At 45.4% G+C, this 11,658-nt stretch carries 12 protein-coding genes; 7 read left to right on the top strand and 5 right to left on the bottom strand.

Going from position 1 to position 11,658, the window contains the following annotated elements; translation table 11 throughout:
- Window positions 1–78: 78 nt before the first annotated feature.
- Both GJR95_RS34665 and GJR95_RS34660 read right to left on the bottom strand, forming a co-directional pair.
- Window positions 79–843 (bottom strand): methionyl-tRNA formyltransferase, encoded by a 765-nt coding sequence (locus tag GJR95_RS34665; protein WP_162390211.1) that lies wholly within the window; start codon window positions 841–843, stop codon window positions 79–81.
- 65 nt (window positions 844–908) lie between these two features.
- The gene (locus GJR95_RS34660; protein ID WP_162390210.1) at window positions 909–2,894 is read right to left on the bottom strand and encodes a sialate O-acetylesterase; all 1,986 of its coding nucleotides are present in this window, start codon (window positions 2,892–2,894) and stop codon (window positions 909–911) included.
- 133 nt (window positions 2,895–3,027) lie between these two features.
- On the opposite strand from GJR95_RS34660, the gene GJR95_RS34655 reads away from it, so the two are divergent.
- The 6 genes from GJR95_RS34655 (at window position 3,028) to GJR95_RS34630 (ending at window position 8,819) form a co-directional block, all read left to right on the top strand.
- Window positions 3,028–3,945, top strand: a complete 918-nt coding sequence (locus tag GJR95_RS34655) for a glycosyltransferase family 2 protein (RefSeq protein ID WP_162390209.1) — start codon at window positions 3,028–3,030, stop codon at window positions 3,943–3,945.
- Window positions 3,911–4,504, top strand: a complete 594-nt coding sequence (locus GJR95_RS34650) for a WcaF family extracellular polysaccharide biosynthesis acetyltransferase (RefSeq protein ID WP_162390208.1) — start codon at window positions 3,911–3,913, stop codon at window positions 4,502–4,504. The genes GJR95_RS34655 and GJR95_RS34650 overlap by 35 nt, the downstream gene beginning before the upstream one ends.
- Entirely contained in the window at window positions 4,501–5,280 is a 780-nt protein-coding gene (locus GJR95_RS34645) for a glycosyltransferase family 2 protein (RefSeq protein WP_162390207.1), read from the top strand. The genes GJR95_RS34650 and GJR95_RS34645 overlap by 4 nt, the downstream gene beginning before the upstream one ends.
- Before the next feature lie 193 nt (window positions 5,281–5,473).
- Entirely contained in the window at window positions 5,474–6,682 is a 1,209-nt protein-coding gene (locus tag GJR95_RS34640) for a glycosyltransferase family 4 protein (RefSeq protein WP_162390206.1), read from the top strand.
- 274 nt (window positions 6,683–6,956) lie between these two features.
- Window positions 6,957–7,595 carry an HAD family hydrolase gene (locus tag GJR95_RS34635; protein WP_162390205.1) on the top strand — a complete coding sequence of 213 codons (639 nt, stop codon included), beginning with the start codon at window positions 6,957–6,959 and terminating at the stop codon, window positions 7,593–7,595.
- Between the two features lie 72 nt (window positions 7,596–7,667).
- Window positions 7,668–8,819 carry a site-2 protease family protein gene (locus GJR95_RS34630; RefSeq protein ID WP_162390204.1) on the top strand — a complete coding sequence of 384 codons (1,152 nt, stop codon included), beginning with the start codon at window positions 7,668–7,670 and terminating at the stop codon, window positions 8,817–8,819.
- A 20-nt stretch (window positions 8,820–8,839) separates the two neighbouring features.
- Here GJR95_RS34630 and radC read toward each other — a convergent pair whose 3' ends face one another.
- From radC to GJR95_RS34615, 3 genes are all read right to left on the bottom strand, one after another.
- Entirely contained in the window at window positions 8,840–9,535 is a 696-nt protein-coding gene (gene radC / locus GJR95_RS34625; protein ID WP_162390203.1) for a RadC family protein, read from the bottom strand.
- Between the two features lie 123 nt (window positions 9,536–9,658).
- Window positions 9,659–9,925, bottom strand: coding sequence for a 30S ribosomal protein S20 (gene rpsT, locus GJR95_RS34620; protein WP_162390202.1), 267 nt, complete (start codon window positions 9,923–9,925; stop codon window positions 9,659–9,661).
- A gap of 105 nt (window positions 9,926–10,030) precedes the next feature.
- Window positions 10,031–10,429 (bottom strand): Dabb family protein, encoded by a 399-nt coding sequence (locus tag GJR95_RS34615; RefSeq protein WP_162390201.1) that lies wholly within the window; start codon window positions 10,427–10,429, stop codon window positions 10,031–10,033.
- A 91-nt stretch (window positions 10,430–10,520) separates the two neighbouring features.
- On the opposite strand from GJR95_RS34615, the gene GJR95_RS34610 reads away from it, so the two are divergent.
- A complete protein-coding gene (locus GJR95_RS34610) occupies window positions 10,521–11,606 on the top strand; it encodes a zinc dependent phospholipase C family protein (protein WP_162390200.1) in 1,086 nt (361 codons plus the stop codon).
- The last annotated feature ends 52 nt before the right edge of the window (window positions 11,607–11,658 follow it).

Genomic DNA, 11,658 nt, shown 5'->3' with positions numbered 1-11,658 from the left:
GCCGATCCGAATCAGTCAATAAAACTACTGGCAACTTTACGTTTGCAGCGGCTATTGGCCAACAATTGACGGCTGAAATTAGTAAAAACGCTTTCCAGCCGCGAGAAATTCTTTAACGTCATTGCGGGTTGGGAACGTAAAATAGGTCATCTGAGCAGCATCATTTTCGATCAGCTCGTACTTGCCTGAGTGAATTTTGTCGATGGATTCCAGGATAGCATCCATGCCCATTTTTTTCGTAACGTCAATTAATGCGGCCTGGCTCATTCCGCCAATTTCCAGCTTATTCTGAACCAGAATTGGTCCGCTGTCGATTCCCTCATCCACAAAGAAAACCGATACACCCGTATGGGATTCCCCGTTTTTCAATACCCAGAACGAGGGCATAAGGCCCCTATATTTGGGTAAAAGAGCCGTATGGAGGTTAATGCAACCGTAGGTAGCCACATCAAGCAACTTACGCTTAAAGATTTGATTACCAGCAATAGACACCAGCAAATCGGGTTTATAGGCCCGGATTTTTTCCAGATTTTCGTCTTTATTGATATTCCCTTCGATCTGAATCAGCGGAATACCCCGATCTGCCAGCACTTTTCTGACATTATTCCGACTGTCCAGTTTAGACGACACGAACTTAAATCCGTACCGAAGAAAAAATGGCAGACCAAATATGTCGTATGTCTTTTTGATTTTATCCTTAAAACTCTCCCGCTTCCCAAATGGCGATACGTCGAATACCACCGTTGCTACAACTTCAGCATAAGGTGGCAGTTTTTTCAGCAGATAATCAATATTTCGGGCGAGGTAGAACGGATCGTCCTGCGTCAGAATCACAAGGCGCATAAATTGTTAAATAGGTTGTTGATCACAAAACTACGCAATCCAGCGTAAAGCAACGCTCCATTTAATCAACGCACCACAATCTTATGACGAAGTGTCTGACCATCGGTTGTTTCCAGGTCAGCAATATAAATACCCGGAGCAGCTTCGTCCAGCCCAATCGATAATTCACCCTGCGCCCTACCACGCCAGTCTTTCACTAATCTGCCCATCACATCTCTCACAGAGACGATGCTGATTGTCAGGTTTTTAGCTTCGATTCGTAGCGTACGGTCCGTTGAGATGGGGTTCGGATATAACCGAACAGGTGGTTCGGCTTCAGCCAGGCCCAATATGAGTGGTTGTGAAACAGCCATATTGCTATAGCCTGATTCTGACGTACTGCTATAGGCCCGCAAGCGGTAATAATAAGTACCGAACGGATCGGGCAGATTATTATCAAGGTATGTTACTGTGGTTCCACTCAAGGCTGTGAGACTCTTAAAAGTGGTTCTATTCCCGTCACTTCGTTCCAGAATAATGGTCTGCGCTGCGGCCGCTGCGGTCCAGCTAAGCTGAATTTGCTTGTCAGAAACGGGTTTAGCGGCCAGCGTTGTTACGGTTGCGATCGCATCGGCAATGGGAACTCCATCAAAACTAAAAGCCCGCATTCCCCGCGTATTTTTGAGTGTTGGCCCATTATAAAATGGCGATAAGGCATCGGAAAAGTAGGCAGGCAAATAGCGCAGGAATTTCGCCGATGCGGGTTGTTTAAGACTTAGCGTTACGCGATTGCCGCTGGTAGAACCGCCCGAAAGAAGTCCAGCTTTACCATCCAGATAAAAAAGATCTTTCATTTCCCGGCTACCCAACTTCTCTCCAGTTGCAAAGTTGTAGTAGGCTGTATCTTTCCAGACCATCTGCATTTCGTTGTCGAAAGCTAGTGTAATCGAGTCTTTCCGTAGATTATAAAATGCCTTTTTAATGTCTGGCGAATTAATCTGAAGGGTGTCTTTGGAGCCATAGAGATCACGTGCTATCTGCCGGAACTGCTCAAAGGCCAATTGCTGGTGTCCTGGCGGATCATAGTGAATACCGTCGTAACCGCTTGCCCCAATGGTAGCAATGGCGTCGACATTGGGAAACAGGTATTTTGTCCGTCGCTGAAAGTCACGCAGGGCAGCAGCTCCCTCAACTTTATCGGCCAGAATATTGATCTGACCAACGTATATCCGGGCATTTCCATAGTCTTCATGGAACTGATCATAAAGCGTTTTAAACTTGGCATCGTAACCTGCGGGGTCATTACCAGCCTCATCCTCGCCCTGTTTCCAGATAATCGCTTTCACTTTTTTATCGACACCGGCCCACTGTGCCCGAAATAGTAATCGCCCATAAAAAGTACTCAGATCGGCGTGATTGGCTGGATTGCGTGCACCAAGGGCCACAATTCCGGTTCCTCCATAGGCTCCGTTCAGCACAAGTGTTGGAATACCATACTGCTCCAGAATTAACCGCTGGAGTGTAAGACCAAAGCCACCTACGCTACCATACGGGTCTTTGGCCGCATACCAGCTCATATCGTTGGGAATATCCGTTGATCCGTATACATAGGTGGCGTTTCGAAGGTATTTATCGTCGAAATTAAAGGCGTAATAGGTATCAAGCCCTGCCAAAGCCAACGCATTGGATTGGCCATGCAGTAGATAAACATCGCCACAGACGATACGCTTCCGATCGGCAACGAGCACTGAATCAGGGCCTTTATAGAGAAATACCCGAAACTGATACTCGGCTCGTTCCGCTTTAATGGAACCAGTTAGTTTAAATGGCGTGTTAGTGCCGGAAATAAATGTCTGACTAACTACTTTCGACAATTTTCCTTCACGAAGCATCTGCATGCCAACTTTTGTATAGCCAGCAGTAACTATTGTTCCACTAACTACTACATCGGCCTGGCCTGCCGCATCTCTGGGGTAAAGTTGAAGGTCTCGTGGTAATTGATCAAAATTTACCTGAGCCGAAGCGGTAAAATAGCATAAAAACAATACAAGGCAGGGGTAGAGGAACTTCATTAGCTTTTTCCTGTCTAAAAAAAGTGATAGTATTGCAGTACGAATCAGTACAAAAACGTTCTCGTAAAAATAATCGGATTTCGGTATCGAAAGATGCTTTCTAAAGCTATTTTAACAGACGTATTACTTGGGCATGGCCGACGTATCAGTCATTATTCTAACACACAACGAAGAGAAACATATTGCCCGGTGTTTGCAGAGCCTGCATCCGTTTACCGATAAAGTATTCATTGTTGACTCCTTTTCAACGGATCGAACCGTTGAGATTGCGCGTTCGCTGGGGGCAACCGTTGTACAAAATCCCTGGGTCAATTATGCCATACAATTCAACTACGGAATTGATAATACGCCGTTTAAGACGGCCTGGCTCATGCGGATGGATGCCGACGAGTATGTTTTACCAGAGCTAGCGGAAGAAATCAACCAGCGTCTGGTAACTTTATCGGAAGACATCTCGGGCATATATGTTAAACGACGAGTTTTGTTTTTTGACAAATGGATACGGCATGGTTCTTATTATCCAATTTGGTTGCTTAGACTTTGGCGACGCCAACAAGGTATTTGTGAGGAAACCTGGATGGATGAGCATATCAAGTTATCACAGGGAAAATCTATTCAGTTTCAGCATGACTTAGTAGACCACAATCTTAACGATTTGACCTGGTGGACACAAAAACATAATAATTATGCCATTCGCGAAGTCATTGATTTACTTAATATTAAGTATAATTTTGACAAAACCCAACGTGTAGAACCAAAGTTGTTTGGATCGCAGGAACAACGTATCCGGTACTTAAAAATACAATATGCTTCATTACCCTTGTTTACCCGGCCATTTTTGTATTTTTTCTATCGATACTTTGTTCGGTTAGGTTTCTTAGATGGTCAGAAAGGCCTGATCTGGCACTTTTTGCAAGGACTTTGGTACCGGTTTCTGGTAGACGCTAAAATGTTTGAAGTCTACTTCCATGCAGGGCGCGACAAGCAGGCGATTATTCAATTTTTCCGAACACACTATGGCAAAGACCTTAGCCCAAACAACCGACCCTGAACAGGCGGTCGGCCGTACGGACCTATCGATTTATGACATTAGTTGGTATAAACCGGGCCCTCGCTGGAAAATCGTTCTGTGGTTTCTTGTTAATGCAATTACGTTAAATACTTATTTGCCACTTCCTATTGCTATTAAACGGCTCATTTTGAAGCTATTTGGGGCAAAACTGGGTATTGGGGTTGTGATTAAACCGGCGGTCAATATCAAATACCCCTGGTTACTTCAGGTGGGTAACCACGTCTGGATTGGGGAGAAGGTATGGATTGACAATTTAAGCCAGGTCATTATCGGCGACCATGCCTGCCTTTCGCAGGGCGCTATGCTTTTAACAGGAAACCATAACTACCGTCGGCCGACCTTCGATCTGACAGCCCGGCCAATTACGCTCGATGATGGTGTTTGGATTGGTGCTAAAGCTGTTGTCTGCCCAGGCGTTCACTGCCATTCTCATTCGGTGCTGGCGGTTAACTCGGTAGCAACGCGTTCGCTGGATGCGTACGGAATTTATCAGGGGAACCCGGCCGTTTGGGTTCGAAAACGAGACATCACTGCGTGAAAGTATCTATCATTACGGTTGTGTTCAATGGAGCCGAACACATCCGGGACTGTATCGAATCAATCCTGAACCAAACCTATAACGACATTGAGTACATTGTTGTGGATGGAGGCTCAACGGATGGGACCATTGAGCTTGTTCGCTCGTATGGTACAAAAATTGCACGATTTATCTCTGAACCAGACAAAGGCTTATACGATGCCATGAATAAAGGCATACAGATGGCTACTGGTGAGGTGATAGGTCTGCTCAATGCCGACGATTTCTATCGGCACAATCAGGTAATTGAGCACATGGTCACTACCTTTGAACGTACGGGCAGTGATGCTGTTTACGGTGACATGATTTACGTCGACCGAACTGATATTCAGAAACTTAAACGTTACTGGCGATCAGGTTGGTACCATGAGAATGCTTTTTTATGGGGCTGGATGCCCGGTCATCTATCGTTCTTTGCAAAGCGATGGCTGTACGAGCAACATGGCCTCTTCAGGCTGGATATGAAGAGTGCTGCTGACTACGAATTGCTCTTGAGGTTCATTCACAAAAATAAGGCCAAACTTGCTTACATGGATGAAGTTACAATTGTTATGCGAGCTGGCGGAATCAGTAATAGTAGTCTGAAGAATCGGCTTCGTGCTAACCGTGAAGACCGGATAGCCTGGGAATTAAACGGATTAACCCCTTATTTTTTTACGCTATGGCTAAAACCTCTACGAAAACTCAGGCAGTATATTACTAAACCACCAGCACTGCCTGGCACCACCATAAAGTAGTACATAGAACCGTTCGCTCAAATTATACTTGCCTTCTTAGGTAAAGAATTGATTTTTACACAGATTCTGAATACTCTGCACATCGTTTTGCGCGTAAATGTTGTCCACACGTTATACTTGAATGGGCTTTGTCTGGTAAACTGCTCTACTAAAGGGTCCAATCGGTGATCTAATCGCCTAACTTAAAAGCCTTATGAATCTTGATTTGTTAATTGCCTATCTACTAAATAAATTTGATGATGAACTGTTCAAGCTTGGCTTGTATCAGTGCATCTTATCATTTTTAGTTGCCTGCTTCGTTGCAGTTGTGTCAATTCCGGTTGTCATTAAAATCTCTGAGTTAAAATCGCTCATGGAGAAACCCGGTGAACGACGGTCACATACGACGCCTACGCCAACCTTTGGCGGTATTGCTATTTTCGCAGCCATCCTGATCGCTTATTTTCTATGGCCTAGTATTGATCAGACCGATGTGTACCGAACGGACTTGTCTGTGGCAGGCATGACTATCCTTTTTTTTATTGGGATTAAAGACGATTTGGTCGGTATTGATCCCAATAAAAAGATTCTCTTTCAGATTCTGGCAGCCATGATCCTGATCTTCTTCGGTGATCTGAAAGTCGATTATTTGTACGGGATTATGGGTTTCCACCATATCGAAGAGATTATCAGTATTCTGCTTACCTGCTTCATTTTTATCGCTCTGACCAATGCCATCAACCTCATCGACGGTATTGATGGGCTGGCTGGAGGCATTGCAACGATTGCCAGCGGAACATTTGGAACCTGGTTCTTACTGACGAATCACTTCACAATGGCTTGTCTGGCATTTACTTTGACTGGTGCATTACTAGGCTTTTTACGGTTCAATTTTTCGAAGACCAGTAAGATTTTCATGGGCAACACGGGCTCATTAATTATCGGTTTTATGCTGGCGTTCTTCGCGGTGCGTTTTGTCAGTCTTAATGCGTCATACCGATTTGAACCAACGGCCTTTTTCAATGCGCCAATCATTGCTATCGTTATTCTGATTGTGCCTATTTTCGATACCCTACGCGTGTTTCTGGTACGTATTCTGGCTCGGCGGTCGCCTTTCTCGGCTGATCGAAACCACATGCACCATATTCTGTTAGACAATGGTCTATCACACGCACAGGCAACAGCCGTACTTTGTGGAGCCTCGTTACTGAATACACTTCTATTCTTTTTGCTCCATCGGAACATCACCAATACACAGTCGCTATTGATTCTGGGAGCCTTATTTGGGCTCTATATGATAGCGAGTTTTACGCTAAAGATGCGCGCTATGTATGTATCAACGCACCCACGCCGTCGTCGGGCGGTTCTGCGTCGAGAGCTACAAAGTGGTATTATTGGCCGCCGTATCGTTGATTATCTTTAAAGAAGAGCTGCTTGCTTAACAGACAGCCCCGTTAGATGCATCTAACGGGGCTGTCTGTTAAGCAAGCAATCTCAAACGCTGGACCGACCTCAGTTAATTCAGAAACTGGTTATACGTTAAGTCGTAAGAAGGCTAATTTCTTTAAGCTGGATTTTCAATCACAGACAAGGCCGTTCTTCTCCTATTCATTGGATTAAAGGCAATCAACTAGATTTCGTTGGCAGGATAGTTATCTTTGGCTTCCGGTTTAGCTAACATTTACCTCCGGCTGCGAATGAATTCTGGAAATAATACCTCAACGCTCAAAAATCTCATATTCGACCTCGGCGACGTTATTATCCCGATTGACCTGACTGCTCCCGTCCGCAACTTTGCGATGCTTGCCAACTTGCCTGAAACTGAAGTACAGGCTATCTGGAAGCAGTACGATATCCTGAATAAGTACGAAACAGGTCTTGTCGATGACAACGCTTTCCGGACTCATGTCCGTCAGGTGCTAAAAAATGACTCCTGGGCCGATGAGGTTATTGATACAGCCTGGAATACGGTATTACTCGACCTGCCGGTCGAACGTATCGAACGCATTAAAGAACTGAAGCAGAATTGCCGGCTTTTTCTGTTAAGTAATACGAGTCCGATTCATATCCGTCAGGTCAACCACGTGCTTTCGGAAATGAATCAGCCAACGCTTGAGGAACTCTTCGAGCAAGTATTTTATTCCTATGAAGTCCGGCTGGCCAAACCGTCTCCCGAAATTTATCAGCACGTTCTGGCAAAAGCGGGATTAGTCGCCGAAGAAACAGCTTTCTTTGACGATAATGCCGCGAATATCCGGGCGGCTCTAGAGTTAGGGATTCGGGCCATTCACGTTCAGGCGCCAAAAACTATTTTGGATTACTTAAAAGATATATGATGTATGAGCTAAAAAGTATGGTCATTTCAGATCATGCAGCCTAATGAATACATCCTATAGCATACAGCATTAATGAGCCAACGTACCAAAACGTACCTCCTCCACGGAGGTCTTTTTTTAGTTACTCTGATTACTACCACTATGGCCGGAGCCGAGTGGATGTTCGGGCGGTTGTTCATACCGATCGAAAAAATGAAGACCCTTGGCTGGGAGGAGTTTGTGGCTGGCTTTCAGTTTTCGATTCCCTTTCTGGCCATCCTGACTGTTCATGAATTTGGCCATTATTTTACCGCAAAAGCCAATAAAGTTCGCGTAACGCTGCCCTATTACATACCGCTGTGGCTGGGCATTGGACAGAGTATTGGAACGCTGGGCGCATTCATCCGGATTAAGGATTACATCAACAGCCGCAAAAAGTATTTCGATATTGGTATTGCCGGGCCATTGGCTGGGTTTGTGCTGGCATTGGTCGTGTTGTGGTATGGATTTACTCACTTACCCCCGCCGGAGTATATCTTTACAATACACCCCGAATACCAGAAGTGGGGGCTTGATTACGGGCAGTATGCCTACCGGAACCTGCCACCAGGTGGAGCGGTAGGACTGGGCGACAATTTGCTATTCAACTTTTTTAAGACCTACGTAGCCGATCCTGCGCGTGTGCCTCACCCATACGAGATGATCCATTACCCGTATCTAATGGCGGGTTATCTGGCATTGTTTTTCACCTCGCTTAATTTAATTCCTATTGGACAATTGGATGGCGGCCATATTCTTTATGCCTTAATAGGCCGGGATTTATATCGGTGGGTAGCTCCTGCCTTGTTCATTGTCTTTGCGTTTTATGCCGGATTGGGCTTATTTAAACCATCGGATTTTGCTGTACCGACTGACGAGGCATTTTTTTCTGAGCTAGGCTCCTTTGGCTTATATGTTGGTTTTCTGTATCTGGCTTTTTCACGGATCAGCGAGAATCGCATGACCTCATGGCTCATTACGCTTAGCGTTGTGGCAACGCAACTGATTTTTTCCTGGATTCAGCCGCAGTGGGAAGGTTACTCTGGTTTTCTGGTATTTGTCTTCGTATTGGGTCGATTCCTTGGCATCTATCATCCCGAAACGGAGTTGCAGGAGCCACTGGATGCTAAACGTAAGATTCTGGGCTGGTTGGCTTTAGTTGTTTTTGTGCTGTGTTTTAGCCTGAAACCGTTTTTGTTAACGTAAATAAGCACGCAAACCAGCAACTAGAGAATACCCTCATCCGCAAAGCTGAAATACGCTTTGTCCGTAAAAATCAGGTGATCGAGTACGGGAATTTCCAGTAGTCGCCCAGCCTCTTTAAGCTTGCGCGTCAGGTCTTTGTCGGCCTGTGAAGGCAGTAGATTGCCCGAAGGATGGTTATGAAGTAAGATCATTGACGAGGCCAGATGCTCGATTGCTTGCTTGAAAATAAGTCTGGTATCGGCAACTGTGCCCGATATACCTCCTGAACTGATCTGGACAGGCCGAAGAATTTCATTTGCCCGATTCATCAGTAAAATCCAGAACTCTTCGTGGGGCTTGTCGATCAGGTGTGGTATCATTTCGTTGTAGGCATCGCGCGAACAGGTAATACGTGCCCGTTGGGGTCGATCCTGCTCTTTGCGCCTACGACCGAGTTCAAGGGCAGCCACAATACTGATCGCTTTTGCTTCGCCGATACCCCGAAATTTAGATAGGTCTTTAATGCTGAGCCTGGCCAGCTCGTTGAGGTTATTATCTACGCTCTTCAGAATGATCTTTGCTACGTCAACGGCCGTTAGATCAACGGTACCTGAGTTAATCAGAATGGCGATCAATTCGGCTTCAGATAGAGCTGCTTTGCCCTTAAGCATTAATTTTTCGCGCGGGCGGTCTTCTTCTGCCCAGCTTTGAATCGTACCGGAGGTTGCGTAAATCATAGAAACAGGGTCGTTACGGACGAAATTTGCGTTTCCAAAGTGCATAAAAAAACCCTATCCACCAAAAGATAAGGTTTCATTATCGGTAAAAATGTTACTATGCCGGATTAAGGCGTCTAAAGCCTAAGCTGCTGCCGGTTTCAGACCATTGACCAAACGAGCCAGTTTCGATTTATTGTTGGCTGCTTTGTTTTTGTGGATGATACTGCGCTTAGCTAGTTTGTCCAGAGCAGACGAAACCGACTTGAACAATTCAACCGCCATAGCGTGGTCGGTAGTGGTACGTAGTTTTTTTACCATGTTCCGGGTTGTTACGTGCTGGTAACGGTTCAACAACCGCTTCTTGGCGCTCGACCGGATTGCTTTTTTTGCTGACTTATGGTTTGCCATTTGTATGTAATGTGAAAATCGTTGTCGCGATAAGAGGGCGCAAAAATACGAAATTCGGATGGAACAGTCAATAGCTCCATCCGAATTTCTAGAAGTTTTGCCTATTTATGGGCGAATATCTGCGTTGACGACCAAGGTTTTATCCCAAATTCCCTGGTTCTGTGCAACAAACTGTTTGTAGACAGCACTTTGCTCAAATGTCTTGATGTCGGCTTCGCTCTGAAAGGTCAGATAATGGACCACATCGTAGTCTGCAACAGCCTGATTGGGCAAAATTGTCTTACCAGACGTATAACCTACGATCTGTGGAATTTCGTGCTTTAGGGCTGCAAAACCATTCATATGCTGTTCAACAGCTGCGTTTTCAACCCCTTTTTTGAATTTTATGCACACAACTTGCTGTTTCTGGGCTTTTCTGGCAGGTGAGTAGGCACCATAGATTGTCAAAGCAAAAGCGCACATTAGCACAACAATGAGAGCGTAACCTCGTGATTTAGCATTCATGATTATTTGATATTTTTCTGTTTTTCCGAATTTTATTTTGAATTACACGGCACTTCTTTTGAATAATTAAATCTTTTAGTCTTAAAGTACCATGTTTCATCAAATGTACAACGGTTTTATTTGGTTGGGTATTGTGGGTATTTTTTTTGCTGAAAGTTTATTGAGTGGTAAGCCCGTATACGAAGAAATAACCCCAAAAAACGAGGTTTATCGGGACGGGATTTCTTGGAAAAAGTCAATTTGTCATCGTCACTCAAAGCTTCGGCCTGAGTGGGGATTTTATGCGCATCAGCAGATTAATCGGCTGGCTGTATTTACGCTGCCGACTGAAATGATGCCATTCTTTAAAAAGCATATTAATTTTCTGGCCGACAATGCTGTCAATCCCGATAAACGCCGATATGCGGTAGTAGGGGAGGCCCCGCGCCATTTTATTGACCTTGATGCCTACCCGGACACGTCAGTAACGACACTTCCGCGTTTCTATAAAGAAGCAACGGAGCGATATGGCGAAGATACGCTTGCCTTACATGGACTTGTACCCTGGCAGATACAGCTAACCAAATATCAGCTAACCGAAGCATTCAGGCAACGGGATGCGCGCCGAATTCTGCGTGTGGCTGCCGATTTAGGGCATTATATTGCTGATGCCAATGTGCCTTTGCATACGACCCGTAACTACAATGGCCAGTTGACAAACCAGCAGGGTATTCATGGCTTCTGGGAGTCGCGTTTGCCAGAGTTGTTCAGTGCCGAGTACGATTTTCTAACCGGACAAGCCAGTTATGTCAACTCGCCCCAGAAAGCAGCCTGGCGAGCCGTATTCAATGCTAATGCTGCCCTGGACTCGGTGTTGCGGTTTGAGGAGAAACTGACCGAAGAGATGGGCGAAACACGTAAATTCGGTTTTGAGGAGCGGAATGGCCTGACCACAAAAGTTTATTCGTCCGATTTCTCGCAGAAGTACCATGAGCGCCTGCGCGGTCAGGTGGAACGACAAATGCGGGCATCGATTAAACTGGTTGGTGATTTTTGGTACACCTGCTGGGTCGATGCCGGTCAGCCAGACCTGAAGGCACTGGCGGATTACCAACTCACCGAACAGGAGACGAAAGAAGAGAATGACGAAAAGAAAAGCTGGCTGAAACGATTGTTTTCAGTACGAAGTGAGGATTGATCCGACCTGGAACTAACGCAAAAAAGCCACCTTCTCAGATGGCTTTTTGCAT

The sequence above is a fragment of the Spirosoma endbachense genome (assembly GCF_010233585.1).
In the GTDB taxonomy this organism is placed as follows: domain Bacteria; phylum Bacteroidota; class Bacteroidia; order Cytophagales; family Spirosomataceae; genus Spirosoma; species Spirosoma endbachense.
This window is presented reverse-complemented; position numbering and strand designations above follow the sequence as displayed.

Bases quoted from the DNA above. Each gene is read 5' to 3' on its own strand.
- GJR95_RS34660 (WP_162390210.1), bottom strand. From the start codon at position 2,894: ATGAAGTTCCTCTACCCCTGCCTTGTATTGTTTTTATGCTATTTTACC.
- GJR95_RS34640 (WP_162390206.1), top strand. From the start codon at position 5,474: ATGAATCTTGATTTGTTAATTGCCTATCTACTAAATAAATTTGATGAT.
- GJR95_RS34655 (WP_162390209.1), top strand. From the start codon at position 3,028: ATGGCCGACGTATCAGTCATTATTCTAACACACAACGAAGAGAAACAT.
- radC (WP_162390203.1), bottom strand. From the start codon at position 9,535: ATGATTTACGCAACCTCCGGTACGATTCAAAGCTGGGCAGAAGAAGAC.
- GJR95_RS34665 (WP_162390211.1), bottom strand. From the start codon at position 843: ATGCGCCTTGTGATTCTGACGCAGGACGATCCGTTCTACCTCGCCCGA.
- GJR95_RS34615 (WP_162390201.1), bottom strand. From the start codon at position 10,429: ATGAATGCTAAATCACGAGGTTACGCTCTCATTGTTGTGCTAATGTGC.
- GJR95_RS34630 (WP_162390204.1), top strand. From the start codon at position 7,668: ATGAGCCAACGTACCAAAACGTACCTCCTCCACGGAGGTCTTTTTTTA.
- GJR95_RS34650 (WP_162390208.1), top strand. From the start codon at position 3,911: ATGGCAAAGACCTTAGCCCAAACAACCGACCCTGAACAGGCGGTCGGC.
- GJR95_RS34635 (WP_162390205.1), top strand. From the start codon at position 6,957: ATGAATTCTGGAAATAATACCTCAACGCTCAAAAATCTCATATTCGAC.
- rpsT (WP_162390202.1), bottom strand. From the start codon at position 9,925: ATGGCAAACCATAAGTCAGCAAAAAAAGCAATCCGGTCGAGCGCCAAG.
- GJR95_RS34610 (WP_162390200.1), top strand. From the start codon at position 10,521: ATGTTTCATCAAATGTACAACGGTTTTATTTGGTTGGGTATTGTGGGT.